The organism is Sphingopyxis sp. BSN-002 (genome assembly GCF_022024275.1).
In the GTDB taxonomy this organism is placed as follows: Bacteria; Pseudomonadota; Alphaproteobacteria; order Sphingomonadales; family Sphingomonadaceae; genus Sphingopyxis.
Window position 1 is genome coordinate 1964315 of sequence record NZ_CP091804.1, and the last position, 26658, is coordinate 1990972.

Consider the following 26658-nt stretch of genomic DNA (forward strand, 5'->3'; position numbering starts at 1 on the left):
CGACTCATTTTTCGGCGGGCAGCTGGATCACACCGCACGCGACGCGCGCGCCGCTGTTGCCGCTGGGATCGGTCTTGAGATCGTCCGCCTGCGCGTGAATCACGAATGCGGCGCCATCGGCGTCGAGCAGCGCACCGTCACCCGACAGGCGCGTCCCGACGAGTTTCAGCGTCGCACGGCCGATCGCACCATCGTCGATCACGAGGTTCGGGAGATCGCCGTGATGCGCGCCCATCGGATTGTCGCGGCCGTGCTGCGCACCGGTCGGGTTCCAGTGCGGACCCGCGCTCGCGAAATCGGGCGCATCGCAGCGGCCGACGGCGTGAACGTGCATGCCATAGGTGCCCGGCGCAAAACCGCGCGCAACCAGCTCGATCCGCAGGCCGTCCGAATCGCGATAGAAATCGGCGCGGCCGCGGTCGGCGCCGCGCGCGTCATAGAGCTGCGCCGAGGCATCGGCCACGGGAAGCGTCTTGACCGGCTTGCCGCCCATGCTTGCGCAGCCGGCAAGCGCCAGCGCGGTGGTCGCGATCAGGGAATAGCGGGCAAGTGAGGGGACGGTCATCGATGTCTTCTCCGGTTGGTTCAGGGTCATAACGTCGCGGGCGGCGTTTTCGATCCGGCGCGATGATGCCCGCGATCGGCCTGCTTTCCAAGGCTAATAGCTCCAATGCTACGGCTGGTCGGTCGGGAGCCGGGTACCCGTCTCCAGAAGATCGTCGAAGAACAGCGAAACGAGCATGGCCTGACTGGTGACGCCGGCCTTGGCATAGACCTGGCTGAGTTGCGACCGGACAGTCCCTTGTGCGGCGCCCCGCAAGCGCGCGATCTCGGCGACGTCGCAGCCTTTGAGGGCGAAGAGCGCAACATCGCTCTCGCCGGGCGTCAGGTCCCACTCGTCGAAGCGCAGAGCGATGTGGTCGGCCAGCGCGCCGCGGGCACTGGCAAGCGCACGCTCGTTGCGGCGCAGGTCTCCGGTGATCCGGCGGATGTGGCGCGAACCCATGATCACACCGCCGAGCAACGCAATGGCGACGAGACATTCCATCGCCATGCCGATGCTGAAACCCCGCTTGGCCTCGACGACCATATCGTCCACGCCGTCGACGAGGAAATAGACCGCCGCCACGCCCTGTAACGCGACAATCGCGGCCGGACCAACCAGCATGCGAGCGGCGGGCAATTTGGGGCGAGGTGCCGATGATCGGGGCTCGGTCGGCATGGCACTCCCGCTTATGTCGGTCGATTTGAGCACCTGCTTATAGGCGGCACCGGCCGGCAGGCCTAGCCATCGGTAAATTTTCTCCCCCGCGTGTGAAAGGGCATGCCTTGCCTCCGATGACTGACGATCCGAAAGCCCTGATGACCAAGGTGCCCGCCGTGACGACGGGTTTCTGGATGATCAAGATACTGGCGACGACTTTTGGAGAGACGGCAGGCGACACGGTCAGCATGTCGATGAACCTCGGCTATCTCGTCGGCACGGGTATTTTCGGCGTTCTTCTCGCTTTCCTCGTCGCGTTCCAGATCCGGGCGAAACAGTTCCATCCGTTCCTCTACTGGGCGACGATCATCGCCTCGACCACAGCCGGCACGACGATGGCGGATTTTGCGACGCGATCGCTGGGCATCGGATATCCGGGCGGGTCGCTGCTGTTGCTGGGTGCCGTACTGGCATCGCTGTCGATCTGGTATCGGGCGCTTGGCAGCATATCGGTCGGTTCGGTACATGAACCGAAGGCCGAGTTCTGTTATTGGCTTACAATCACCCTTTCGCAGACGCTGGGTACGGCGCTGGGTGACTGGGTCGCCGACGGACCGCTCGGCTATCTGGGTTCGGCGATGATATTCGGCGCGCTGCTCGTGCTCGTCGCGGTGGCCTGTTACCGGTCGTCAATCAGCCGCGTGGGACTGTTCTGGGCCGCCTTCATTTTGACCCGTCCGCTCGGCGCAGTGATCGGCGATTTTCTCGACAAGCCCATTGCGCACGGAGGGCTCGAACTGAGTCGCGCCGGCGCGTCGCTGATACTCGGCCTCGCCATCACGACGCTGATCCTTGCCTTGCCACAGCGTGCCGAAAGGACCGGGTCGCGGACGGCGCGCATGACCACATTGGTCATCTCGGACTGAGTCGCCCCGGAACAGGAGAAGGCCATGCACAGATTCCTGACGACAACGGCCATGGCGGCGATGCTGTTGTTCGCGGCTCCCGCCCACGCAAGCGACAAAAGCTGGGACGACGCGGGATCGCTTGCGCGCGACGCGCTGGTCGTCGCGGCGTTCGGCGTTCCCGCGGCGCAGGGCGATTGGGATGGCACGCTTCAGGCGGGCGCCAGCGTCGGGGTCGCCGGCGGCCTATCCTACGGACTCAAGGAGGTGTTCCCCGAACGACGCCCCGACGGAAGCGACACGAAGAGCTTTCCGTCAGGGCACACCTCAATCTCCTTCGCGGCCGCGGCGACGCTTCAGAACCGGTATGGCTGGAAGGTCGGTGTCCCGGCACAACTTGTCGCCGCGTTCGTTGGATTGAGCCGCGTCGAAGCGAGGAAGCATCATGTCCACGATGTACTCGTGGGTGCCGCAATCGGTGAGGCATCGGGATTTCTCATCACGCGCAAAGCGACCGACCGGATTCAGGTCTTTCCCTGGGGCGGTACCGACGGCGCCGGCATGACCGTATCGATGCGCTTCTAGATGGTATGAGGTTCGCTCTGGCCGGGCGCCTCTCGGCGCTTAAAGAGAAAGGGCCGCGGATCGCTCCGCAGCCCTTGTCCTGTACGCAAATCCGATCAGTGATCAGAAGACGCGTGCATATTGTTCGTTGCCGACGAAGCCGAGCTTGCCCACGCCGCTGCGCTTGATGACGGCCATCACGCGGTCGACGACGATATAGCGGGCATAAGGATCGGGCTGCACCTGCAATTCGGGTTCGACCGGCAGAGCCTTGGTCTGTTCCAGATATTGCGCGAGCTGCGCCAGATCGATCGGCGTGCCGTTCCAGGTAATCGTACCCGCGGGGTCGATCATCACCTTGTTCTTTTCCGGGTCGACGTTGTTCTTTGCGTCGGTCGGAATCGGCAGGTCGATCTTCACAGCGTGAGTCTGGACCGGGAGGGTGATGATGAACATGATGAGGAGCACGAGCATGACGTCGATAAGCGGCGTCGTGTTCATTTCCATCATCGGTTCATTGTCGTCCCGATCACCAACGGCCATAGCCATAGGATTATTCCTTCATTCCTAAGTGGACCGACCCCTTAGAGGCGGCCCAGCGTGCCCGAGCCAGCAGCCGGTTCCGAAATGAACCCGATCTTCTGGAAGCCGGCATATTGCATCGTGTAGATCACACCGCCGATGCACTGGTACGGCGTGTTGACGTCGCCGCGGATGTGCACTTCGGGGAAGTTCTCTTCGGTGATATTCTGCGGACCGCCGATATCTTCGAGAAGCTGTTTCAGCTTGTCCTGACCCTTTTCGAGCAGCTGCTTCGAATCGACCGGGGTCTGGCCCCAATAGACTTCGCAACCCGTGCTCTCGGGGTTGGGCTCGCCGTCGCCGTCGGTATCCGACGAGCGGACCGACAGAAGCACGTTTTCGGGCTTTGTCGTCGTCGGCTCGAAGACCACGTCCGGCAGCTTGAGCGTCACCGTCTTCAGCACCACGGGAACCGTGATGAGGAAGATGATGAGCAACACAAGCATGATGTCCACGAGCGGAGTCGTGTTGATGTCGGACATCGGGGCATCTTCGCCCTTTGCGCCTGAACTCATCGCCATAGGATTAGCATCCTGTCACAAAATTACTGTCATGGACCGGGACGGCGCACGGAGCGCGCGTCCCGTCCAGCGAGCCCCCGCGATGTTCGCGCGGGGGCCGCAGACCTTTACTTCTTCGGCGCAGCGGCGGCGGCCGGAGCGGCAGCCTTGGCGGGCGCGGCCGAAACCGGCTTCACCTGGCCACCCGACATGATCGAGCCGAGAACGTCGTTCGAGAAGGTCGACAGACGGCGGGCGATCGCCTTGTTGCGGCTCTGGAGCCAGTTGAACGCGAGCACCGCGGGAACCGCCACGATCAGACCGATGGCGGTCATGATCAGAGCTTCACCGACCGGACCGGCGACGGTGTCGATCGAGGCCTGGCCCGATGCACCGATCTTCACGAGAGCGCGAAGAATACCGATAACGGTACCGAACAGACCGACGAACGGAGCGGTCGAACCGACCGTCGCGAGGAACGCGAGGCCCGAGTTCAGCTTCGAGTTGATGTGGTTCTGCGAACGCTCGAGCGTGCCGTGCATCCAGTCGTGGGCTTCGACGGGGTCGGTCAGCTTGTTATGCTCTTCGTTGGCGCGCAGACCGTCTTCGACGACCTGGCGATAGGCGCTGTTCTTTTCGAGCTTCGACATGCCGTCGGCGAGCGTCGGGGCGCGCCAGAAATTGGCGTCGACCGCTTTGCCCTGGCTCATCACCTTGTTCTGTTCGAACAGCTTGGTGAAGAGGATGTAGAGCGTGCCGATGAACATGATCAGCAGGACGAGGAAGGTGACCTGCGACACGATACCGCCTTCGCAGAGTGCGGGGACGAGGCCGTAGGGGTTCTGGCCTTCTTCCTTCACGCACATCGATGCGGGCATCAGGCTGAGGCCGACGTCGTGGGCGGCTGCCGGCGCCGCAGCGGCGGCATTTGCAATCAGATTAAACATTTCGGTTATTCCCTCTCAGAAAACGAAAGATCAAAAAACTTGTGTGGTCCGTGGAGACCCCGGCGCCTTAGCGCGGGATCTGCCAGCGGATACGGTTGCTGTAAGAGCCGCCCTGCGGGTTGCCGTTGCGATCCTTGCCCGGATCGAAGCGCGCGCGGCGCAGGATCAGCTTGCAGGTCTCGGCATCGAGATCGGGGTGGCCGCTCGACGACGTCACATCGCAGCCGGTTGCCTTGCCGCCAGCGTCATAGGTCACACGGAAGCCCGTGGTCCCTTCACGCTCTTCGCGCATGGCCCGCGCCGGATAGTCGTCGTTGGTCGCCCAGCGAGCAGGGTTGCCCCTCGGCTTGCCCGGAGCGCTGAGGTCGGGGGTCGACGGCGGCGCGGGGGGCGCCGGCGGCGTATAGGTCGGGGGCGGCGCGTAGCGCGGCGGCTCCGGGATCGACTGCACGGTATTCGTGGTTACCGGCGGCGGGATCGGCGACGGCGGCGTCACCACCGGCGGCGGCGGCGGCAGCTTGTTGTCCGGCGGCGGCGGCGGCGGCGGCTCCTCCGGCGGCGGCGGCTCTTCGACGTCCACCACATCCAACTTTTCGGCCAGTTTCTTGACGATGCTGATGTTCAGGCCGTTGACCAGGCCATAGCCCAGCACTGCCGTTAACAAGCCCACCAAGACAACTGCCACTACCCTGTTTTTAGGGTCGACATTATCACCATAAGCCATTCAGGGACGACGCTCCTTGCTAGATCATCCTGACACCAATTCCGCACCGACGGGTTCGGTTGCCCATTGCCCGGATTTTATCCGTTGCGATCTGCAGACCCGGCGGCGTCGCAGCCGGCTATTATTTTGGTCTTGCCGGACGCTTCGTCGCCCGTCCTATCGCGGTGGCGACAAGTTCGCAAACCCTTTATCAGCGGTTAATGTCCGCTTCCCCATGAAGGGGTTTTGGCGCCTTTCCGGCGCATTCAACTATGGAAGGTGGTTCGATCATGCGCGCGATCCTGCCGGCTCTTGCCGTCGGCCTAGTCACGCTAAGTGGCGGTTTTTCCAGCGTTTCGGCAATGCAGGCACCGACACCGGTGACAGCGGCTTCGCCCTATAGCTATGCCGATATTGCCGATCTGGCGACGATCGCGCCGATGGCGATCCACGGGAGAATCTACAAGACTGCCGTGCTCAAGCCCGAACAGGCACCCGGGCTCAAGGCGGGTCAGGCGCGACTCTATGTCGAAGCCGATGTCGTCGGGCTGATTCGCGGCGGCGGGCCGCTCGCGGCGCGAATCAACTATCTGGTCGACCTGCCGCTCGACGCGAAGGGCAAGCCGCCGAAACTGAAGAAGAAGCAGCCCGTCCTGATCTTTGCGCGCCCCGTCGCGGGTGCGACGGCCGGAAGCAGCAACACCGCGAGCGTCCGGCTGGTCTCGCCCGATGCGCAATTGCCGTGGGACCCGGCGACCGACGCGAAGCTGCGCGCGATCCTGACCGAGCTGGTCAAACCCGGGGCGCCGCCCGCGATTACCGGGATCGCCAACGGCTTCCACGTCCCCGGCACGCTGCCGGGCGAAGGCGAGACTCAGCTGTTCCTCGATACGAAAACGGGCGAGCCGGTGTCGATCACGATCCTGACGGCGCCCGACGGGTCGCGGCGCTGGGCCGCCGCCTTCGGCGAGATCGTCGACGGATCGGCGGCGGTGCCGGCGCGCGATACGCTCGCCTGGTATCGCCTCGCCTGCGGCCTGCCGCGGACATTGCCGCTCGCCAAGCTCGGCGGCACCGCACCCGAGGATCGCAAGAAGGCGGCGTCGGACTATGCCGTGGTGCTCGGCGCGCTCGGCGAATGCACGCGGACGCGGACGCCGCCGGTGGGGGGCTGAATAGGTCGGCAAACCGGCCTTGCGGGCTTGTTTCGTGACGAAAAGCCGATAGGGCGCTCGCATCGGCGGGGCGAGGCTCCGCATTTTGACGGAGTGCCCCGATGTCGCCTGCGCCTGCCCCTGCCGCCCTCCGCCCGCCGCTGCGCGTCGCGCTTGCCGGGATCGGCGTCGTGGGCGGCGGCGTCGTCAGGCTGCTCGAAGCGAACCGCGACCTGATCGCGCGCCGCGCGGGGCGCGCGGTCGAGATCGTCGCGCTGTCGGCGCGCGACCGGCACAAGGACCGCGGCGTCGACCTGTCGCCCTATCGCTGGGAAGACGATCTCGGCGCGCTGGTGACCGCGGGCGACGTCGACGTGGTCGTCGAGATGATCGGCGGCGCCGACGGCATGGCGCTGACGCTCGCGCGGCAGGCGCTGACTGCGGGCAAGGCGCTGGTCACCGCGAACAAGGCGATGATCGCGCATCACGGGCTCGATCTCGCGCGGATCGCCGAGGAACGCGACACGCCGCTCAAATATGAAGCGGCGGTCGCGGGCGGCATTCCCGTGATCAAGGCGATCCGCGAGGGCGCGTCGGCGAACCAGATCGCGCGCGTCTATGGCATCCTCAACGGCACCTGCAATTATATCCTGACGCAGATGGAGCGGAACGGCGCGAGCTTCGCCGACGCGCTCGCCGCGGCGCAGGCCGAGGGCTATGCCGAGGCCGATCCGACCTTCGACGTCGACGGGATCGACGCGGCGCACAAGCTGTCGATTCTCGCCGCGCTGTGCTTCGGGACCCGGCTCGACATCGATGCGGTGACCGCGAACGGCATCCGGAACCTGATCGCCGCCGACATTCGCGAGGCCGAAGCGCTGGGCCACCGCGTCCGCCTGATCGGCATGGCCGAGCGCGACGGAAGCGGACTCTATCAGCATGTCCAGCCGTGCCTCGTGCCGGCCGACCATCCGCTCGCCTATGTTCCGGGCGCGCTCAATGCCGTCGTCGCCGAGGGCAATTTCGTCGGCCGCCTGTTCTTCGAGGGCGCGGGCGCGGGCGCGGGACCGACGGCGTCGGCGATCGTCGCCGACATCATCGATATCGCGCGCGACGAATATGGCCCCGCCTTCGCGATGCCGGTCGACGCGCTCGACGCCGCGCCGGCCGCCGACGCCGGCGCGCGGGTCGGCAAGCATTATGTCCGCCTGATCGTCGAGGACCGGATCGGCGTGCTCGCCGAGATCGCGACCGCGATGCGCGATGCGGGCGTGTCGATCGAAAGCTTCATCCAGCGCGGCACCGACGAGGAACAAGGCGTGGTGATCGCGATCGTCACGCACGAGGGGCCGGCGCGCGCGGTCGCGGCGGCGCTGGGCATTCTTGCCGCTTCGGACCATGTCGTCGGCACGCCGATGCACATGCCGATCCTCGCGCTTTAAAAGCCGCGCTTGAAATCGCGAATCGCGCTGTTACCCCTGCGGACAGGGGAAACGGGGGATCGCATGGACATCCAGATCAGGGGCGGGCTCGCCGAGGCGCGGGCGCTGGCGGGCGAGCACAAGGGGGCGCTCGCCGCCTATGTGGTGATGGGGGTCGTCTTCCCCTTCCTGCTGCTGTCGAGCGAGCCGATCTTCAACCTGCGCACGGTCATGTCGATGATCGTCTCGCCGTATGCCGCCTATGTCAGCGGCTCGATCGCGGGGCCGCTCTATCTGCTCGGCATCGTCGCGGTGGTCGCGGCGGGGGCGATGCTCGCGGCGTGGAACGCGCTGCTTGCCGAAATCCGCGAGGGCTATGTCTCCGAGATCATGTACGGGATGGTCGCCGGCGCGGGCTTTCTGGTCGCCAATATCATCGTCTATGTCGGCACCGGCCTCCTCGCCGTGCTGCCGATCATGACGACGATCGGGATCGCCGAGTGGAACAGCCTGGGCGGCGGCGCGGTCAGCGCCGCATACCGGCTGGCGCTCTCGCTGTTCGGCACATGGATCGGCGCGCGGCTGTGCCTGACCGGCGCGATCATGGGCGCGGGGAACCGGCTGGAGCCCTTTTCGGCGATGGCCGAATCATGGCGGCTGACGCGTGAGGCACAGGGGCGGCTCTTCGCCTTCTACTTCGTCTATGGCCTGATCGTCGCGGCAGCCTTCGGCGGCCTTGTCCTGCTGCACGGCGCAGTAATCTGGAACAATGCACAGGCGCCGGGTACCGTCCTTGAAACCGCGATGAGTTTCGGCTGGGTGCTGCTGTTCGCAGCCTATTTTCTGGGGCAGATATTGTTCGCCGCGGGCTTCCTGCGTTCGGCGCGACCGGCCGCGGGGCCGGCCGAAATCTTCGCCTAGGGCTCTTCGTCTTCGGGCGGGGCCGGAGTCCCGGTTTCGGGGTCGGTCTCGCGCTTAACCTTTTCATAAAGCTCGTTATATTCCGGACCGCGCTTCATCCGGCCGCCGATCGACATCCAGTTATAGGGCAGCTTGTCGAGGCTCATCGCCTTCGCCTCCGCGCGCGGCAGCTTCGGCGGCGCCTCGCGTCCCTCGCGTGCGATCGCGCGCAGTTCGGGCGACAGGCGGTGGCGCTCGGTATCGCTGCCGCATACGGTGATCGACCCGTCCGCAGCGGGTTTGCAGCGCTTGACCGGGTCGGTCAGTTCCTTTGAATTGTCGATTGCGGTGTCGGCGGCGGACTTTGCCGGCTTGGACGCCGGCGGCCCGATCATCTGCGCGCCCGCCGGAACGACCGTCATCCCCATGACGCACAAAGCCGCAAAAGCGGCCCCGAATCGGGCGAAGCATTCTCGACAAGCGGCGCGGGCGACCATATGGCGCCCACCATGCCCATGCGGCAGAACAAGTAAAGACGGAGAGTCAGGGCGATGACGAATAGCAGCGGCAGCAATCTGGACCGGGTGCTCGTGCTCGAAATGGTCCGCGTCACCGAAGCTGCGGCGATCGCCGCCGCAAAGCTGATCGGACGCGGCGACGAAAAGGCCGCCGACGCCGCCGCCGTCGAGGCGATGCGCAATTCGTTCAACACGCTCTATATGGACGGCACGATCGTCATCGGCGAGGGCGAGCGCGACGAGGCGCCGATGCTCTATATCGGCGAGAAGGTCGGCAATGCGCCGGGCAAGGGTCCGAAGATCGACATCGCGGTCGACCCGCTGGAAGGCACGACGATCACGGCCAAGGCCGGCCCCAACGCGCTCGCGGTGCTCGCGATCGCCGAGGAAGGCTGCCTGCTCCACGCCCCCGACGTCTATATGGACAAGCTCGCGGTCGGTCCCGGCTATTCGCCCGACATCGTCAATTTCAACAACAGCGTCCGCGAGAATGTCGAGGCGGTGTCGCGCGAAAAGGGCTGCCCGCCCGAACAGATCATCGTCTGCGTGCTCGACCGTCCGCGCCACGAGGCAATCATCGCCGAGCTGCGCGAGATCGGCTGCGGCGTCGCGCTGATCCCCGACGGCGACGTCGCCGGGGTGATCGCGACGACCAATCCCGAAACCAATGTCGACATCTATATGGGGTCGGGCGGCGCGCCCGAAGGCGTGCTTGCCGCGGCGGCGCTGCGCTGCGTCGGCGGCCAGTTCAAGGGCCGGCTGCTGTTCCGCAACGACGACGAGCGGCTGCGCGCGAAGAAATGGGGCATCGAGGACCTCGACCGCGTCTATGACCTCGAGGATCTTGCCAAGGGCGACGTGATCTTCGCCGCGACGGGCGTTACCGACGGGTCGCTGCTGCGCGGGGTCAAGCGCCGCCGCGACGGCGTGATGACGACCGAGACCGTCGTGATGCGCGCGTCGTCAGGCACCGTGCGCTGGGTCAAGGGCGAGCATCGGAGCGCTTGAATATAGCGCGAGCTGTGCCATCGTCTTGACCGCAAAGGGGGAAGCGGAATGGAAGAGCCGAAGCGTCCGAAGCTGTTCGTCAGCCATCATTCGAGCAAGTACGAGGTCGCGCTCCACGTCGAAAAGGCGCTGGCGCGACACGGTGTCGATTGCTGGATCGCTCCGCGCGACGTCGGACCGGGCGAGGCCTTCGATACCGCGATCATGAAGGCGATCCGCGACTGCGCGGGCGTCCTGCTGCTTTTCTGCAGCCATTCGGACAAGAGCCCGCATGTGAAGCGCGAGCTGATCCTGGCCGATAGCGCGCATAAGGCCATTATACCCTTGCGGCTGGAAGAGATCGTTCCCGACGACCTCGCCTATCATCTGGCGAGCGCACAGTGGATCGACTGGCTGGAAAAGCGCGACGATTCGATCGCGCGGATCGCCGCGAAAGCGCACCAGCTGGCGGGATTGACGCCGCCCGCCGATGCAGCGCCGGCAGCGCCGGCACCCGCCCCTTCGCCTTCGGTAACCGCCGCAGCCGACGATCTGCACGCCGCGATCCTGTCGCAGGCGGCCGAGGCGCCCGCCGCTGCTCCGGCCAGCGTATCGGTCCGGACGCTGATCATGGTCGGCCTCGGCCTTGCAGTAGCCGTGCTCGCCGCGATGCTGTTCATGCGCGGCGGCGACACCCCCAAGGCCGAGGTCGCGGCCGCAACCGATGCGCCCGTCGCGGCGACGGCCGCTCCGGGCACCGGCGCTGCCGCGCCGCCCGCATCGGCCGGACCGGACACGCAAGCCGCCTCGCCCGCGGCTCCGCTGCCCGACGCCGGACCGGACACGGCCGCACCGGCCGATACCGCGGGGCCCGCCACCGCGCGTGCGAAGATTCCGCCGACCTTCAACTGCGACAAGGCCGGGACCAATTCGGAAAAGCTGATCTGTGCGAGCGACGAACTGGCGGCGCTCGACCGCGAGATGGCGCGCGCCTATCGCCAGCTGTTCAACGTGGCGGTGAAGCGGCGCGAACTGCTGGCGACGGAACAGCGCGCCTGGCGGCTGTCGGTGCGCGATGCCTGCCCCGACGAGGCGTGCATGACGCGTGTGATGCGCCAGCGCATCGTCGTGCTGGACGAACGGCGAACCGAAATCCTGCAGAACCGGGCAAGCGCGCCGGCAGCCGAATAGATTGTCATGAAAGGCAGCCGGTTTCCGTCCCCGGGCGCAAAGGCGGGCTTTCTGCTTTTCTGTGCGCTGGCGGGACCGTCACCGGCCCTCGCGTCCGGACCCGTGCAGGACAGGGCCGCCGAAGCCGGCAGGATGCTGGCTGATCTTGAAGCGCTGAAAGCGGCAGACGTCGCGCCGCTGAGCCCCGACGAGGCGATGGATGCGAACCGGATCGGACAGCGCATACGCTGGGCCGGAGCTGTCTATGGCATCAGCCCGTCGGAGCAAGGCACCTGCCTGACGATCCTTTATGCCCGCAGCGGCGACAATGCCGAGCCTCGCTGGGCTCCTGACCCGACCTACCAGGCCTTTGTAGCCTGCACCGCGGGCGGCTATGCGCCCCTGCTCGTCCATGAAAATACCAACGTCACAATCGTCGGTACGATTTCGGGAAAGCGCCATATCGGCATGGGAGGCGGCGGAAGCGAAGGTCCGCTCGTCGAGATCGGGCAATTGTACCGGTGGTCCGATTGTATTGCCGGCGACGTGGATCCGGTGTGCCGGCAGGGATTTCTGACGCCGGAACCGGTCGCGGACGCGCCGGCGGCCGGATAACGGTATGCGAAGCCGGGGCGGGCAAGCCCGCCCCGTGCGTTCTTACAGGCCGTCGACGGCCTTGCTGACCAGAATGTTCACCGCAACGCGGCGATTCTGCGCCTTGCCCTCGGGCGTGCTGTTGTCCGCGGCGGGGTCGGCTTCGGCCATCCCGGTCGGGGTCAGCATGCGATAGGGCTTCCATCCGCACGACTGCTGCAGATAATTGACCACGCGGGTCGCACGCTTTTCGCTGAGTTCCTGGTTGAACTCCTGGCTACCGGTCGAATCGGTATAGCCCACGACGAGCAACAGGGCGTTGTCGGTGCTGCTCGCCTGGCTCGCCGCGGCGCACAGGTCCGCCTTCGCCTGTTCGGAGAGCACCGCCTTGCCGGTGTCGAAATTGACGTTGGTCGTCGCCTTGACATTATATTGGTCGATGTCGCCGACGCGGCCGCGCAGCGCCTCGGTCGCCGCCGTCTGCTCGGCGAAGCGCTGGTCGGTTCCGGTGCGGATCATGTTCGCGGTGCGCAGATCCTTGGTCTTGAGCGCGACTTGCCCGGCTGCGAGGCCGCCACTCCACTGCAGCGTCTCGACGGTGACGGGCAAGCCGTTCAGCAGCGAATCCGCAGCCAGCTTGCTGCTGCCCAGACCCAGGAAACCGCCAGCGCCCTTGACGCGCGTTTCGGGGATCAGCGCGATGATCTGATTGCTGCCGTCGGCCGTCGTGACCTGCATCCGGCTTTCGGTGCGGGCCGAGATAATGCCTTCGATCTTCGGTCCCTTGGTCATCTCCGACGCCGACGGAATCTGGCCATAAACGGTGGTCATGACTTCGCCGCCCGACGCGTCCTGTTCCTGCCCCTGCTCCTGCGCGGCAAGGCCGCTCGTCGCGGCGCCGGCGAACATCGCGGCGATCAGCAATAGTCTCGATTTTTTGGAAACGGCACCCATACGCTACTCCTCCAACAGGATCAGGAGGGCCCGCATTACGTGGCCCTTTCTGGCACAAGGATACTCTCGGCAATGTTGAAAGTTGCGCGGGTCGTCGGCGGAATTGCACGGCATATCGGTAAAGCCATGGCGGAAAACCGTTATTTTTGGCTCACCGGCGGGACGTGACCGGCCCCCGGGCGGCCGGTCAGAATATCCCCGACGCCAATCCCTCTGCCAGCGCCGCGCCAAGATCGCGCGCTTCGGCAAGGCGAGTTTCCGGGATCGTCTTGGGCGCGAGGATCGCTTCTGGGCTTTGGGCGGCGGTGTTCACAATGACCGGATCGGCGACGCGCTTCAGCCGCCAGCCGGTCGCGATGCGGTCGAGCTGGCGCTGCGCGCCCTCCCCGTCCGAGCCCGCGCAGATGATCGTCGCATAGGGGCGGCCCTCGAGTTTCCCGAGGCAGGGGTAGTAGCAGCGGTCGAACATCTCCTTCATCGCGCCCGACAGCGCGGCGAGATTTTCGGGCGCCACGAAGAGATAGCCGGCGGCGGCCTGAAGATCGGCCGGCGTGACGTCGGGCGCGGCGATCAGGCATGCCGTAGCGGCACCCCCGGCGGCAGCGCGCGCGAGCGCCTCGCTGCCGCCGGTGCGGCTGTGCCAGACGATCAGGAGGTGCGGCGCGTCGGTCATGCGCCGATGCTTGCCAAGCATGGCCGCACGGCGCAAGCTGCCCCGAAATACAGGGGGAGATCATCATGCGCCGACTGACCGCCGTGCTGCTTGCCAGCTGCCTGCCGCTGACCGCCATCGCCCAGGACGATGCGAGCGATGCGACACGCGCCGCACAGGCCGAACTCGCAAAACGCCTGCCGCTGGACGACCCGCGCGACGAGGCCAATGTGCTGCGCGGCAAGCTCGCCGAGATTCCGGGCGGCGTCATCACGGACAAGAATGGCAAGACGGTGTGGGACCGACGGCCCTATGCGTTTCTGGACGCGAAAGAGGCGCCCGCGACGGTGAACCCGTCGCTGTGGCGGCAGGCGCGGCTCGACGCGGTCCACGGATTGTTCGAGGTCGTGCCGGGCAAGATCTGGCAGGTCCGCGGCTATGACATCTCGGTGATGACGATCATCCGCGGCAAGAGCGGCTGGATCGTCGTCGACCCTCTGCTCTCCGAGGAAACGGCGGCCGCGGGGTGGAAGCTGTTCGTCGATACCGTCGAGGCGAAGGACAAGCTGCTGCCGATCAGGGCGGTGATCTTCAGCCACAGCCACAGCGACCATTTCGGCGGGGTCGGCGGGATCGTGACACCCGAACAAGTCAAGGCGGGCAAGGTCCGGATCATCGCGCCGCACGGCTTCTCCGAGGAAGCGACGTCGGAGAATGTCCTCGCGGGCACCGCGATGGGGCGGCGCGCGCTCTATATGTTCGGGTCGATCCTGCCGCCGGGCGAGCGGGGACAGGTCGATACCGGGCTGGGGCCGAAGCTGTCGTCGGGGACGATCGGCTATATGGAGCCGACCGAGACACTGTCAGAAAAGGGCGGGACGCTGACGATCGACGGGCTGGCGTTCGACTTCCTCGACGCCGGGAGCACCGAGGCGCCGTCGGAGTTCGTCTTCTATATCCCCGCCTATAAGGCCTTACATACCACCGAGGTCGTGACGCACACGCTGCACAATGTGCTGACGCTGCGCGGGGCGCAGGTGCGCGATGCGCTGCACTGGTCGAAGGTGATCGACGCGATGCTGCTGAAATGGGGCGGCAAGGCCGAGGTCGCGATGGCGTCGCACCACTGGCCGACGTGGGGGACGGGCGAGGTGAGCGAGCTGCTGACGAACCAGCGCGACGCGTACCGCTATGTGCATGACCGGACGCTGTTCCTCGCCAACAAGGGCGCGACCTTGCACGAGCTGGCCGACCAGACCGCCGAAGCGCCGGTGCAGGGCAAGGATTTCGGGACGCGCGGCTATTATGGCACGCTCAACCACGACATGAAGGCGGTGTATCAGCGCTATTTCGGCTGGTGGGACGGCAATCCGGCGAATTTCAACCCGCTGCCGCCCGAGCAATCGGCGGTCAAATATGTCGCGCTGGCGGGCGGGGCGGACAAATTGCTCGCGGCGGGCAGGGAGGCGATCAGGGCGGGCGACTATCGCTGGGCGGCCGAGCTGCTCAACAAGCTGGTCTTTGCCGAGCCGGGCAACGAAGCGGCGCGCGCGGCGCTGGCGTCGGCTTACGACCAAATGGGGTATCAGGCGGAGTCCGGCGCGTGGCGGAACTATTATCTCGCCGCCGCGGCGAGCCTGCGCGGCAAGGCGGTCGAAAGCACCTCGGGCAACGGGCAGAGCCGCAGTTTCGTGAGCGCGATTCCGACCGCGGTCTTCTTCGACGCGCTGGCGACGCGCTTCGATGCGGCGAAAGGCGCGGGCCTCACAAGCACCTTCCAGTTCGTGCTGCCCGACAGCAAGGAGGCGGTGTCGATCGTCGTCCGCGGCGGGGTCGAGTTCCCGCGCTATGGCGTAACCGACACGGCGCCGACTGCGACGATCACCATCGACCGCAAGACGCTCGACGATGTGATGCTGGGGCAGGCGCAGTTTCCGGCGCTGATGCAGTCGGGCGCGATCAGGATCGACGGCGACCGGATGGCGTTCCTGAGCTGGTTCGCGCTGCACCCACCGCAGGACCCGCGCTTCAATGTGGTTGTGCCGTAACGGCAGGAACGACTAACGGAGGATCATGACCGACACGCAAGCCGCGCCCACCGACCCCTTCGCGCACGATGCGCTCAACGCTGTCGAGGGGCTCGATCCCGTCGACCCCGCCTATGCCCATGTCGTGCGGATCACGACCGCGCTCAACCTGATTCCGCTCGCGATCGGCGCGAGCGTCGCCGACTGGCTGGTGATGCCGCAGATCGGGGGCCCGTACGGGCTGCTGACGACCGCAGCATGGCTGTTCGCGATCCTTGGCGTCGTCACCCTGCCCGCCCGCCGCGTCGCGCGCTGGGGGTACAGAATCGGCGAGGGACAGCTCCGCGTCGCGCGCGGCTGGCTGTTCCGCACCGACACGATCGTCCCCTTCGTGCGCGTCCAGCATATCGACGTCGGACAAGGACCGGTCGAGCGGATGTTCGGGCTGTCGCATCTGGTCGTCCACACCTCGGGCACGCACAACAGCACGGTGACGCTGCCCGGCCTGCACAGCGACCTTGCCGCCGCGATGCGCGAGACGATCCGCCGGCATATCCAGACCGACTTCGCATGAGCGACGAGGCCGTGCCTGAAGCCGAGTGGCAGCGGCTGCATCCCGCGACGCTCGCGCTGTCGATCGTCCGGCTCGGGCCGCGCTCGCTCCAGTTCCTTCCTGCGGTCGCGGCGCTGGGCTTTACCGGGCGCTGGTGGCTCGTCGTGCCCGCGCTGCTGGCATTTATCGGCATCTCGCTCGCCTTTGCGTGGCTCGGCTGGCTGCGTTTCCGCTTTGCGGTCGGCGCCGACGCGGTGGTGATCGAAAGCGGGGTGCTGTCGCGCCAGCACCGCACCATCCCGTTCGACCGCATCCAGGACGTCAGCATCGAGCAGGGGATCGTCGCGCGCGCGCTCGGAATCGCCAAGGTCGGATTCGAGACCGGCGCGGGCGGCAAGGAGAATGACGCGAGCCTCGACGCGATCGGTCTTGAGGCGGCGCAGGCGCTGCGCACGACGATCCGCGCGCATCGCAGCGCGCCGGTCGCCGCGACGCCGGTCGCCGCCGATGCGCCCGAGGCCGGCGAGGAAACCGGGGCAGCGTCCACCGAGGACCGGCTGCTCTTCGCGATGGGCCCGCGCCGGCTGCTGGTCGCGGGCCTCTTCAACTTCTCGCTCGCCGCGCTCGCGATCGTCGGCGGCGCGATGCAGTTCTTCGACAATCTACTGCCGTTCGACTTCAACGTCTTCAACCCGATGGACTGGATCGACATCGCCGAGGGCTACGGGCTCGACACCTGGCTGCTCGCGCATCGCTGGATCGCGGGGATCGGCGCCGCGGTCTCGCTGCTGTTCATCGGCTTTGCAAGCGGGATCGCGACGATGGTCTTCGCGAACTGGGGATTCCGGCTGACGCGCGAACCGCGCGCGCTGCGCCGCACCCGCGGGCTGACGACGCGCACCGACGTCGCGGTGCCGGTGAAGCGCGTGCAGGCCGCAATCCTCGTCACCGGCTGGTTCCGCAAACGCTTCGGCTGGCACGAACTGCGGCTGCAGAGCCTGGCGAGCGACGGCGAGAAGGAGAAGGACCATCAGGTCGTTCCCTTCGGCAAGCTGGAAGAGATCGACCCGGTGCTGGACGAGGTCGCGATCCGCCGTCCCGGCGCAAGCGAGCGCTGGCAGCACAGCCATCGGATCGTCGCGGTCGGCGGCTATATCGGCGCGACGTGCGCGGCGCTTGGCGGAAGCCTTGCCATATTCTTCGGCCAGCCGATCGGCTGGCTCGCGGTCGGATCGGCGCTGCTGATCGCGTTGGTCACGACGGTGAGTGCGCGTTTCCACCACTGGACCGACCTTGGCGACATGGTCGCGATCCGTCGCGGCTTCTGGAAGCCCAAGACGACACTGTTGCCGCACGCGTCGGTACAGAGCGTCGACCTGAAGACCGATTTCATCCAGCGTCCGTTGGGTCTCGCAACGCTCGTCTTCGGCGTTCCCGGCGGAAGCAGCCTCGCCAGCCACGAAATCCCGGCAATCCCGCTCGACGTCGCGAAGGACCTGCGCCTGCGCATCCTTGCCAAGGCGCTGCCCGCATGACCCCGGAGTCGTCAGGCGCCGCGCTCGGCATCACGCGCTCGATCCTCGGCCAGCCGTGGCACTGGCGGCGGACGAGCGCCGAGAATCTGGCGCCCGACGATCTGGTGACGCAATTGCTGCTCGCGCGCGGGGTGGTGCGCGACGATCTGGAGCGCCACCGCGCACCGACGCTGCGCGGCTTCATGCCCGACCCCTCGCTGTTCCGCGACATGGACGCTGCCGCCGCGCGGCTCGCCGATGCGGTCGAGAAGCGCGAGGCGGTGACGATCTTCGGCGATTACGACGTCGACGGGGCAACCTCGGCGGCCTTGCTCGTCCGCCTGCTCCGCGCGCTCGATGTGCCCGTCGGCGCGTACATCCCCGACCGGCTGATGGAGGGCTATGGCCCCTCGGGCGCGGCGCTGGTGAAGATCGGCGAAGCAGGATCGAAGCTGGTCGTCACGGTCGATTGCGGCGCGCAGGCGTTCGACGCGATCGCAGAGGCCAATGCCGCGGGGGTCGAGGTGATCGTCGTCGACCATCACCAGTGCGCGACCACGCTTCCCGCGGCGCTGGCGCTGGTGAACCCGAACCGGCTCGACGAGGAGGCGGACGCCGCGATCCACGGCAATCTGGCCGCGGTCGGAGTTGCCTTCCTGCTCGGCGCGGCGCTGCTCCGCACGCTGCGCGCGCGCGGATGGTTCGACAGCCGGCCCGAGCCGGCGCTGATCGAGCTGCTCGACCTCGTCGCATTGGGCACCGTCGCCGACGTCGCGCGGCTGACAGGCTTCAACCGTGCGCTGGTGACGCAGGGCCTCAAGGTCATGGCGAAGCGCGGCAATATCGGCATGGCGGCGCTGATGGACGCGGCGCGGCTGACCAGGGCGCCGACCGCGAGCGACATGGGCTTTGCGCTGGGGCCGCGGATCAACGCCGGCGGGCGCGTCGGCAAGTCCGACCTTGGCGTGCGACTGCTGACGACGAACGATCCGCAGGAGGCCGCCGACATCGCGGTCGAGCTCAACAGGCTGAACGAAGAGCGGCGCGCGATCGAGGCGGGGGTGCTCGACGAAGCGATTGCCGCGAGCGCGGCGTGCGGCAATGCGCCGGTCGCGATCGTCGCTGGCGAGGGCTGGCACCCGGGCGTGATCGGGATCGTCGCGGGGCGGCTGAAAGAGAAGCTCCACCGCCCGGCGATCGTGATCGCGGTCGACGAAGACGGGATCGGCAAGGGATCGGGCCGCTCGATCAGCGGCGTCGATCTGGGCGCCGCGATCCTCGCCGCGAAGGAAACCGGACTGCTGATCGCGGGCGGCGGCCATGCGATGGCGGCGGGTCTGACGGTCGAGCGGGACAAGGTCGACGCGCTCGGCGCCTTCCTCAACGACCGGCTCGCCGCCGATGTCGAGCGTGCGAGCGGCGACAAGTCGCTGCTGATCGATGCCGTACTCGCGCCGCGCGGCATTTCGCCTTTGTGGTGCGACGCGATCGAAAGCGCCGGACCCTATGGCGCCGGCTGGCCCGCGCCGCGTGTCGCGACGGGGCCGGTGCGAATCGTCGAGTCGGGGATCGTCGGCACCGACCATTTGCGGCTGATCGTGTCGGGCGACGATGGGGCGCGCTTCAAGGCGATCGCGTTCCGCGCCGCCGAGACCGAGCTGGGGCAAACGCTGCTGAACGCGCGCGGGCGCAAGCTGTGGCTCGCGGGGCGCGCGAAACGCGACGATTGGGGCAGCCGTCCCGCGGCCGAGTTGCACCTCGAAGATGCGGCCTGGGCCGATTGAGGAGAAGGCGATGTTCAGCCATGTCACGATCGGTATCGACGATTTCGCGCGCGCCGAGCCTTTTTACGATGCGATCATGGCGGTGCTGGGCCACACCGAGCTGATCCGGTACGACCGCGGCAAGGGCTATGGCGCGCCCACCGGCGCAAAACTGTTCATCGGTCCCGCCTTTGACGGCTTGCCCGCAACGGCCGGGAACGGGACGCACATCGCCTTTGTCGCCGCCGACCGGAGAGCGGTCGATGCGTTTCATGCCGCGGCGCTTGCCCATGGCGGCAGCGACGAAGGAGCCCCCGGCCTGCGTCCGCATTATCATCCCGATTATTACGGCGCCTATGTCCGCGATCCCGAAGGCAACAAGCTGCAGGCGGTTTGCCATTTCCGCCCCGATTGAAAAGAGTCGGGACAGGCCTTGACCGCACCGATATGCGCGTCTAATGCGCCGCTTCACCGATCAGACGGCCCCTTCGTCTAGCGGTCTAGGACGTCGCCCTTTCACGGCGAAAACACGGGTTCGAGTCCCGTAGGGGTCACCATCGGTCAGGGAGCGATTTGGGCGGGCGGTCGGCCCGCACGCTTCCGGGCAGCACCGACCCCAAGGCCCCTTCGTCTAGCGGTCAGGACGCGGCCCTCTCACGGCTGAAACACGGGTTCGATTCCCGTAGGGGTCACCATCAGGAACATGGAAGGCCGAAAACGGCACCCGTCGGGGGCGTCATCTTCGATTCGCGCTTTCGGGGCCGGCAGCTTGAGTATGGCGGCTATGGTCGCACGCCCGGCTATCCAGAGGCCGGGCGTCGTCGATGTGTGCGCGCTCTCAGACCGACAATCCCCCGTCGACGACGAGCGTGTGCCCGGTCACATAGGAGGCGAGCGGGGAAGCGAGAAAGACCGCCGCTCCCGCCATATCGTCGGCCGTACCCATACGCCGCTGCGGAATCGCGGAGATACGGGCCGCCAGCCGATCGGGATTTTGCGTGGTCGCCTTTGTGAGCTTCGTATCCACAAGTCCCGGCGCGAGGCCGTTGACGCGTATGCCGTCGGCGGCGAAAGCCTGCCCGAGCGTCCTGGTCAGGCTGATCGCCCCCGCTTTCGAGGCGGCATAGGCGGGATTTCCGATGTTTCCGCGAAGGCCCGAAATGGAACTGACGACGATGATCGAGCCGCCGCTTGCCGACAATTGACCGCGGAATTTGCGCGCGCAATGCATCAGGCTGTCCAGATTGACGGCCATCACGCGGTCCCAGCCTTCGCGCTCGAACTCGCCGCGCTTGTAGACGACCGTCCCCTGACAGAGCACGAGAACATCGAGCTTTCCGAACGGCAGGGGTGCCGCTTCGATCGCCTCGGGGTCGCCGACGTCGACGCAAGTGTAGCCGAGCCCGGTCAGGTCGGATCCGTCGGAAGCGTCATAATCGGACGCCGACGCTCGCGTCCCCCAGACATGGACCATTGCCCCGCGCGCGCGAAAGCCGTGGGCGATCCCGTTTCCGATCCCGCTCGAGCCGCCGACGACGAGCACATTTCTTCCCTGAAAATCCGTGTCATCCCTCATCCGGTCCGTCCTCAAGCCATCCTGAAATGAATGGGCAGACGCTTCAGTCCGCCGACATTGGTCGAGGCGAGCCACGCCGGATCGCCGGCAAGCCCGACATCGGCGACGCGGCGGAGCAGTTCTTCATAGAAGATCCGCATTTCCATGCGCGCCATGTGCATGCCGAGGCACAGGTGCGGGCCGTAGCCGAAGGCGATATGCCCGTTCATCGGACGACCGGCGCGAAAGGCGAAGGGATCGTCGAAGATCTCCTCGTCCCGGTTCGCACTGGGGTAGCACATCATCAGGCTGTCGCCGGCTTTGACGGACCGGCCGCGAAGATCATAATCCCTTGTGGCGGTGCGGAAGAAATGCCGGACCGGCGAAACCCAGCGGACCATTTCGTCGATCGCCGTCGGGAGAAGCGACGGATCGGCGCGCAGGCGTCGCAGTTCGTCGGGATGCTGGATGAGTGCAAGCAGGCCGCCCGCGGTGCTCGAACTCGTCGTGTCATGGCCGGCGGTCGCCACGAGAATATAATAGGATATGCTTTCATGGTCGGCCATCGGCCGCCCGTCGATCTCGGCCCGGGCGAACAGGGTCGCAAGGTCATCCGCGGGATGGCGCCGCCGGTCGGCAGTCAGATCGCGAAAATAGTCGGAGAAGACCTTCACCGTATCGGCGAGGCTCGCCGCGGTCGTGCGTGATGCCTGCACGTCGGGATCGTCCGATCCGAAGATTTCCTGCGTGAGTTGCAGGATCAACGCTTCGTCGGACCGCGGCACGCCGAGGATGCGCATGATGACGCGCACCGGATAATAGGGCGCGACCTCGGTCGCAAAATCGCAGCTTCCTCCGCGGTCGGCCATTTCATCGATGACTTCGTTGGCCAGCGCGCGAAACTCTTCCTCGAGCACCCGGATACGCCCCGGCATGAACCACGCCTGCGTGAGCTTTCGGTATCGGGCGTGATCGGGCGCATCCATGAAGACCAGGCTGCGGAGGAGCGCCGGGTTGCCGCCCGTTGCCGCCCGCGCGCGCTCTTCATAGGCGAGCGTCCGCAAGAATGTCCGCGGGGCGTTCAGGAAAATATCGGCCTGCCGCTCGACCTCCTGGATGTCGGCAAATTTCGTGACTGCCCAGAAAGGCCGGTATTCGGGATGCTCGACCCGGTGCACCGGATCGTCGCGGCGCAGCTGCGCGAACAGGGCGTCCATCGCCGCCGGGTCGGCATATGTGCCGGCGGAGACGATGGCGTCGGCGATCGCCGTCATCAGGCCGCGCCCTCCAGAATGTCGATGGTACCGGCCGCGCCATCCACCGAAACGAGCATTCCGTCGCGGATCCGCTCGGTCGCGCCGTCGACGGACGCCACGCAGGGGATTCCGAGTTCGCGCGAGACGATGCTGGCGTGGCTGTTGAACAGCCCGAACTCGGTTACGACCGCGCCCGCCACCAGGAAGAGCGGCGTCCAGCTCGGATTGGTATTCGTCGTCACGAGGATTTCGTCGGGCTCGAGCGCTCCGGGATCGGACGGATCCAGAATGATCCGCGCCCGGCCGGTCACCTGTCCGGGCGAACAGGCAACCCCGGTCAGCCGCTCGCCGCCGCTCGCCGCGGCGATGTCGCGCACCACGCGCGGCGGCCACTCTGCAAGGGGAGGGCATTCGCCGTTGACGAAGAAGGGCGGTTCGAGCGCGTCGAGTGCGCGGTAGTCGGCATAACGCTGGCGAAGCGTGTCCGCGAAGGCGGCGGGATCTGCGACCCAGGCATCGAGTTCGCCCGAAAGCAGCATGTAGAAATGCCGCCGATCGTCAAGCGCGCCGGAAAGCAGCCCCCGCGCGGCGAGCGCCTCGCAGCCCATGCGGGCTTCGTGCACCAGCCGGACGCACATATTCTTGGACCGCTCGCGCGCGACGAACCAGGTGGCAAGCGCCTGCGCGGCATTCCCGATGGCGTCGGCCTCCGCCGGAAATTTCGCGCGGATGTCGGCGAGGCATTCCTGGCGGAGCACCGCGTTACGCCGGAGCGCGGCGTCCGGATCCGCCTCGTCGCCCTGCTTCGCCATGGCCTCTATCAACGCAAGAGCGGTCTGCGGAGCCGTCTCGTAGGTATCGTAGATGAGATCCCATTCATTCGCGGCACGCGCGCCATGATCGTATAGGAAGCGATCGAAGAGTTCGAGAAACCGCGGATCCTCGATGCGGGCGAGAACATCTTCGACACCCGCCGAGAATGCAGCCGTCAGCGGCCCGGATTGGCGTACCAGCCGGCTGATGGTCCAGAGTTGCCTGGCGATATCGGCGGACTCGACATCGCCGATCCCCGTGCCCAGCCGCGCGATGTCGTCCGGCCGGCCAATCGCGCCGAGAAGCTCCGCCAGCTGCCCGAGCGCCATCATGCCCGCCTGACCGACCTGCACATGGATGCAGCCGGCGCGGTCGAGGAGCGGGGTGATCGATCGCAGCCCCGCAAGAATGGTTTCGGACGCGGCCGCCTCGAGGTCGGGCCGCGCGGCGCGCAGCGAGATCGCGGCGTCGTGCAGGCGGTCGAGATCCGGATGCACCTCGCCGGCCATGAACCGGCCGACGTTGGCGGCGATGCGCGCGCTGTTCGCAGGATTGTAATGCCAGTCCTCGGGAACATGCGCCGGCATGCCCGGGCCGCTGTCGAACATCGCCGCCATGCGCGCGGCGCCGCCCGGCATCAGCCGCTCCATCTCGACGAACATCACCGAAATGTTGAGGTAGAAATAACCGCCGAAGACCCCGTAGGCGTCCTCGGGTCCCGAAAACTCGTCGGAGTCGAAGCCGCCAAGGTCGACGTACCCGCGGACGGTTCCCGGGCCGAAGGCGTCGTACCAGACGTACGACCAGCCGAGCGGGGACACGGGCGCGCCCATCACCTCCGCCGCGTTGGAGCGGGTATAAACCGGAAAACGCTTCGACGGCGTATCGTGAAGCAACCAATTGTCGACCGTCATGCAATCCTCTCCCAACGTCGGCCGCCGGCTTTGCCGGTCGGCCACAGGCCTGCCTATATCTCCTCGAGCAGCCTATCGAGATCGTCGGCCTGATGCTTTTCCAGAACGGCCGCCCATTCGAGGCACCCGATCCCGACGTGATCGCCTATCCGCACCCGCGATATCGCATTGTTGTCGTAGCGCCTGAAACCCGAGCCGGGCAGATATTTGGGGACATGGACATGGGTCTCGCCGGTCAGGATGACGGGCGTCTCGAAGCCATAGGTCACCTCGGACCGATCATAGCTGAGGAGGCCGGGCTTCGGCGTGAACGTGCCACCGACCCTGGTGGTCATGAAGGCGCCGTCGCGGTTCACCAATATGCCGGTCCCGATCGCCGAACCGTCCGGCTGCGGAAAGCCGATCGCGTTGCAGAAGATATTGCCGTTATCGAGCGCCGAGGCCGTCCAGAACACGCCGGTGTCAAAGCCGCGTTCGACCCGTTCTCCCCAGCTATGATCGCGGATGAAGAGCCCGCCCGTTTTCACCGTCCGGTCGCCGACCCGCAGCGTCCCGTGCCACCGGCCACCCTGCTCGTAATGCGCCTGGGCCGAATTGTGCGAATGCGAGCCCGCCGCGGTCAGCGTCTCGGCCCACTGGGCCAGCGCAGCATTGAAATCGGCGACCGGAAGGTCGCTCTCCATGACGATGTCGATCGCCCCGATGGTCTCGCCGCGGGGCGCATGCGCGAGGAAGCCGTGCGGGCCGACGCCGGGAGCGCCCTGGATCTCGGCGCGCAGGCGCCAGCGGCTCCATGGCACTTCGGGCTCGAAATCGAGCTCCGGAATCTCGTCGTTGATGCGAAGCGAGGGTCCGGTCGGCCGGTGCAGGATCGCCGATGTCGCGACGCCATCGACGAAGACGATGATATGCGCCTCATGATCGCCTTTTGCCGGCCAGCGCTTGGTGTGAATCAGGATGCCATGGCCCTCGTCGAGATTCCACGCGACCAGCATCGTGTTTTCCTGCCAGCGCGCGGGCACGGGATCGGGCGGCTGGTGAAAATATTCGTCTGAATCCGGCATGCTGTGCGGCGCCATCCGCTCGGTTGCGGTGAACTTCATCGCCCTCTCCTGCTGCGGTTGTTCCGGCCTCAGGCCAGCGCGGGTTCCTTGATGTCGAGACGGAAGAGCCTGTGCGCATTGCCGAACAGGATCTTGTCCTGCGCATCCTGCGGCAGGTGCGCGACCATCTTCTCGGCCTCGGTCAGGCAATCGGGCCAGTCGCAGTCGAGATGCGGATAGTCGGTTTCGAACATGATATTGTCGATTCCGATATGCTGCGTCATCTCCAGCCCGACGGGATCGCGGAAATAGGAAACGTAACAATTCTGCCGGAAATAGTGCGACGGCTTCTCGGGCAGTGCGCGCTGGTCGACGGTCGCCACGCCGTCGATGATGATATTCTCCCATATGAAGTCACAGCGGTCGAGCGTGTAGGGCACGAGACCGAGCTGCGATTCCGCGAAGGACACGCGAAGGTGCGGAAAGCGGACGAAGACCCCCGACCACAGGAACTCCATGAGGCAATGCATCACATAATAGGATGCGCCGACATGCGCGACAGCCGCCGGCGCGTCGGGCGCGGCAAGGGTCATCGGCGAGGTTCCGATATGCACCGAGAGGACCATGTCGGCATCGGCGATCGCCTCGAACAGCTTGTCCCAGTAGCGTGACGAGATCGATGGCAGTCCGTTGCGATGCGGCGCCTCCGGAAAGGAAATGGTCCTGAAGCCCAGCCCGGCGAGCCGTTCGGCTTCGGCAACCGCGAGGTCGGCGTCCCACAGGGGAACGATACCCATGGGGATCAGGCGGCCACCGGAGCCCGCACACCATTCTTCGATGACGAAATCATTATAGGCCCTGATGCATTCGAGCGCGAGCGCCTTGTCCGACGCGAAGCTGAACTGCTCGCCGGCGAACATCACGAACATGTTCGGATAATTGGCCGAAGCGAGGATGCCGGCCTGGTCCATGTCGGCGAGGCGGGCGCGGCTGTCGTAGCAACCCTCGCGGATATCGTCGAAGGTGTTGGGGCCGAATTTGACCGACGAGCGCGGATAGAAGCCCGCGGCGGCCGCGATCTTCACGATCGGAACCTGCTTGCCGTCATAATGCCAGACGTCGCCGAGCGTCCCGTCCTCGGTTTCGCGGAACCGGAAATTGCCACCGCCCGCATCATAGGCGGCGCCTTTCATCCGCCTGATATACGGCCCCTCACCGCGCAGCTGCGCAGGAAGGCGCGCCTGCCAGAGGTGCGCGGGCGCTTGCATATGGTCATCGGGCGAAATCAGGCGCGGGGCTCGGGGCATGGGTGATTTCCTCTCTCGCATTAAGTAAGTAAATGCTTACATTGCGATCAGGGAGGCGTCAATCCTCCCGGCGCCGAAGCCGGCACGGGGCGAACGCCGGCTCGCGGCCGGATTTGCATTTGCGTGCTGCATCACGCTATTTGCGCTTCTGCATGGAC

The 26658-nt window shown here is 66.3% G+C and carries 27 protein-coding genes and 2 tRNA genes; 15 read left to right on the plus strand and 14 right to left on the minus strand.

The window, feature by feature from the left end:
- Window positions 1-4: 4 nt before the first annotated feature.
- Both L7H23_RS09640 and L7H23_RS09645 read right to left on the minus strand, forming a co-directional pair.
- A complete protein-coding gene (locus tag L7H23_RS09640) occupies window positions 5-565 on the minus strand; it encodes a superoxide dismutase family protein (RefSeq protein WP_237835672.1) in 561 nt (186 codons plus the stop codon).
- A gap of 108 nt (window positions 566-673) precedes the next feature.
- Window positions 674-1222: a hypothetical protein gene (locus L7H23_RS09645; RefSeq protein ID WP_237835673.1), complete on the minus strand. Its 549-nt coding sequence runs from the start codon at window positions 1220-1222 to the stop codon at window positions 674-676.
- Window positions 1223-1338: 116 nt separating this feature from the next.
- Here L7H23_RS09645 and L7H23_RS09650 point away from each other — a divergent pair, with 116 nt between their 5' ends.
- Together L7H23_RS09650 and L7H23_RS09655 are read left to right on the plus strand one after the other, a co-directional pair.
- On the plus strand, window positions 1339-2130 hold the full coding sequence (locus L7H23_RS09650; protein ID WP_237835674.1) for a hypothetical protein: 792 nt from the start codon (window positions 1339-1341) through the stop codon (window positions 2128-2130).
- Window positions 2131-2154: 24 nt separating this feature from the next.
- Window positions 2155-2694 carry a phosphatase PAP2 family protein gene (locus L7H23_RS09655; RefSeq protein WP_237835675.1) on the plus strand — a complete coding sequence of 180 codons (540 nt, stop codon included), beginning with the start codon at window positions 2155-2157 and terminating at the stop codon, window positions 2692-2694.
- Between the two features lie 102 nt (window positions 2695-2796).
- Here the strand turns inward: L7H23_RS09655 and L7H23_RS09660 are convergent, their stop codons facing one another.
- The 4 genes from L7H23_RS09660 to L7H23_RS09675 all read right to left on the minus strand — a co-directional run bounded on the left by L7H23_RS09660 (window position 2797) and on the right by L7H23_RS09675 (window position 5426).
- On the minus strand, window positions 2797-3222 hold the full coding sequence (locus L7H23_RS09660) for a biopolymer transporter ExbD (RefSeq protein WP_237835676.1): 426 nt from the start codon (window positions 3220-3222) through the stop codon (window positions 2797-2799).
- A 35-nt stretch (window positions 3223-3257) separates the two neighbouring features.
- Window positions 3258-3776 carry a biopolymer transporter ExbD gene (locus tag L7H23_RS09665; protein WP_237835677.1) on the minus strand — a complete coding sequence of 173 codons (519 nt, stop codon included), beginning with the start codon at window positions 3774-3776 and terminating at the stop codon, window positions 3258-3260.
- Between the two features lie 107 nt (window positions 3777-3883).
- The gene (locus L7H23_RS09670; RefSeq protein ID WP_237835678.1) at window positions 3884-4702 is read right to left on the minus strand and encodes a MotA/TolQ/ExbB proton channel family protein; all 819 of its coding nucleotides are present in this window, start codon (window positions 4700-4702) and stop codon (window positions 3884-3886) included.
- Window positions 4703-4769: 67 nt separating this feature from the next.
- Window positions 4770-5426 carry an energy transducer TonB gene (locus L7H23_RS09675; protein ID WP_237835679.1) on the minus strand — a complete coding sequence of 219 codons (657 nt, stop codon included), beginning with the start codon at window positions 5424-5426 and terminating at the stop codon, window positions 4770-4772.
- Between the two features lie 269 nt (window positions 5427-5695).
- Between L7H23_RS09675 and L7H23_RS09680 the strand changes: the two genes are divergently transcribed.
- The 3 genes from L7H23_RS09680 to L7H23_RS09690 all read left to right on the plus strand — a co-directional run bounded on the left by L7H23_RS09680 (window position 5696) and on the right by L7H23_RS09690 (window position 8901).
- Entirely contained in the window at window positions 5696-6580 is an 885-nt protein-coding gene (locus L7H23_RS09680; protein ID WP_237835680.1) for a hypothetical protein, read from the plus strand.
- Between the two features lie 101 nt (window positions 6581-6681).
- Window positions 6682-8001, plus strand: a complete 1320-nt coding sequence (locus L7H23_RS09685) for a homoserine dehydrogenase (protein ID WP_237835681.1) — start codon at window positions 6682-6684, stop codon at window positions 7999-8001.
- Between the two features lie 63 nt (window positions 8002-8064).
- The gene (locus L7H23_RS09690) at window positions 8065-8901 is read left to right on the plus strand and encodes a hypothetical protein (protein ID WP_237835682.1); all 837 of its coding nucleotides are present in this window, start codon (window positions 8065-8067) and stop codon (window positions 8899-8901) included.
- On the opposite strand, the gene L7H23_RS09695 is transcribed toward L7H23_RS09690, so the two are convergent.
- Window positions 8898-9308, minus strand: coding sequence for a hypothetical protein (locus L7H23_RS09695; protein WP_237835683.1), 411 nt, complete (start codon window positions 9306-9308; stop codon window positions 8898-8900). The genes L7H23_RS09690 and L7H23_RS09695 overlap by 4 nt on opposite strands.
- A 123-nt stretch (window positions 9309-9431) precedes the next feature.
- Here L7H23_RS09695 and glpX point away from each other — a divergent pair, with 123 nt between their 5' ends.
- The 3 genes from glpX (at window position 9432) to L7H23_RS09710 (ending at window position 12170) form a co-directional block, all read left to right on the plus strand.
- The gene (gene glpX / locus L7H23_RS09700) at window positions 9432-10406 is read left to right on the plus strand and encodes a class II fructose-bisphosphatase (protein WP_237835684.1); all 975 of its coding nucleotides are present in this window, start codon (window positions 9432-9434) and stop codon (window positions 10404-10406) included.
- A 48-nt stretch (window positions 10407-10454) separates the two neighbouring features.
- Window positions 10455-11576 (plus strand): TIR domain-containing protein, encoded by a 1122-nt coding sequence (locus tag L7H23_RS09705; protein WP_237835685.1) that lies wholly within the window; start codon window positions 10455-10457, stop codon window positions 11574-11576.
- Window positions 11577-11708: 132 nt separating this feature from the next.
- Window positions 11709-12170: a Slp family lipoprotein gene (locus L7H23_RS09710; RefSeq protein WP_237835686.1), complete on the plus strand. Its 462-nt coding sequence runs from the start codon at window positions 11709-11711 to the stop codon at window positions 12168-12170.
- A 42-nt stretch (window positions 12171-12212) separates the two neighbouring features.
- On the opposite strand, the gene L7H23_RS09715 is transcribed toward L7H23_RS09710, so the two are convergent.
- Both L7H23_RS09715 and L7H23_RS09720 read right to left on the minus strand, forming a co-directional pair.
- Complete coding sequence (locus tag L7H23_RS09715; RefSeq protein ID WP_237835687.1) at window positions 12213-13103, minus strand: OmpA family protein; 891 nt, start codon at window positions 13101-13103, stop codon at window positions 12213-12215.
- Between the two features lie 187 nt (window positions 13104-13290).
- Complete coding sequence (locus tag L7H23_RS09720) at window positions 13291-13776, minus strand: NAD(P)H-dependent oxidoreductase (protein ID WP_237835688.1); 486 nt, start codon at window positions 13774-13776, stop codon at window positions 13291-13293.
- Between the two features lie 65 nt (window positions 13777-13841).
- Here L7H23_RS09720 and L7H23_RS09725 point away from each other — a divergent pair, with 65 nt between their 5' ends.
- The 7 genes from L7H23_RS09725 (at window position 13842) to L7H23_RS09755 (ending at window position 20307) form a co-directional block, all read left to right on the plus strand.
- Window positions 13842-15803: an alkyl sulfatase dimerization domain-containing protein gene (locus L7H23_RS09725; protein ID WP_237835689.1), complete on the plus strand. Its 1962-nt coding sequence runs from the start codon at window positions 13842-13844 to the stop codon at window positions 15801-15803.
- 25 nt (window positions 15804-15828) lie between these two features.
- Window positions 15829-16356, plus strand: a complete 528-nt coding sequence (locus L7H23_RS09730; RefSeq protein ID WP_237835690.1) for a PH domain-containing protein — start codon at window positions 15829-15831, stop codon at window positions 16354-16356.
- A complete protein-coding gene (locus L7H23_RS09735) occupies window positions 16353-17870 on the plus strand; it encodes a PH domain-containing protein (RefSeq protein WP_237835691.1) in 1518 nt (505 codons plus the stop codon). The genes L7H23_RS09730 and L7H23_RS09735 overlap by 4 nt, the downstream gene beginning before the upstream one ends.
- Window positions 17867-19633 carry a single-stranded-DNA-specific exonuclease RecJ gene (recJ, locus tag L7H23_RS09740; RefSeq protein ID WP_237835692.1) on the plus strand — a complete coding sequence of 589 codons (1767 nt, stop codon included), beginning with the start codon at window positions 17867-17869 and terminating at the stop codon, window positions 19631-19633. The genes L7H23_RS09735 and recJ overlap by 4 nt, the downstream gene beginning before the upstream one ends.
- A gap of 10 nt (window positions 19634-19643) precedes the next feature.
- Window positions 19644-20027, plus strand: a complete 384-nt coding sequence (locus tag L7H23_RS09745) for a VOC family protein (RefSeq protein WP_237835693.1) — start codon at window positions 19644-19646, stop codon at window positions 20025-20027.
- 66 nt (window positions 20028-20093) lie between these two features.
- A tRNA-Glu gene (locus L7H23_RS09750) sits at window positions 20094-20169 on the plus strand.
- 63 nt (window positions 20170-20232) lie between these two features.
- Window positions 20233-20307: transfer RNA gene (locus L7H23_RS09755), tRNA-Glu, on the plus strand.
- 143 nt (window positions 20308-20450) lie between these two features.
- Here L7H23_RS09755 and L7H23_RS09760 read toward each other — a convergent pair.
- From L7H23_RS09760 to L7H23_RS09780, 5 genes are read right to left on the minus strand one after another with little or no spacing between them, the layout of a single operon-like run.
- The gene (locus L7H23_RS09760) at window positions 20451-21188 is read right to left on the minus strand and encodes an SDR family oxidoreductase (protein WP_237835694.1); all 738 of its coding nucleotides are present in this window, start codon (window positions 21186-21188) and stop codon (window positions 20451-20453) included.
- An 11-nt stretch (window positions 21189-21199) separates the two neighbouring features.
- Window positions 21200-22441, minus strand: a complete 1242-nt coding sequence (locus L7H23_RS09765; protein WP_237835695.1) for a cytochrome P450 — start codon at window positions 22439-22441, stop codon at window positions 21200-21202.
- Complete coding sequence (locus L7H23_RS18535) at window positions 22441-24150, minus strand: PEP-utilizing enzyme (protein ID WP_275671195.1); 1710 nt, start codon at window positions 24148-24150, stop codon at window positions 22441-22443. The genes L7H23_RS09765 and L7H23_RS18535 overlap by 1 nt, the downstream gene beginning before the upstream one ends.
- A 53-nt stretch (window positions 24151-24203) precedes the next feature.
- Window positions 24204-25253, minus strand: coding sequence for a hypothetical protein (locus L7H23_RS09775; protein WP_237835696.1), 1050 nt, complete (start codon window positions 25251-25253; stop codon window positions 24204-24206).
- 29 nt (window positions 25254-25282) lie between these two features.
- Entirely contained in the window at window positions 25283-26500 is a 1218-nt protein-coding gene (locus L7H23_RS09780) for an amidohydrolase family protein (RefSeq protein ID WP_237835697.1), read from the minus strand.
- Between the last annotated feature and the right edge of the window lie 158 nt (window positions 26501-26658).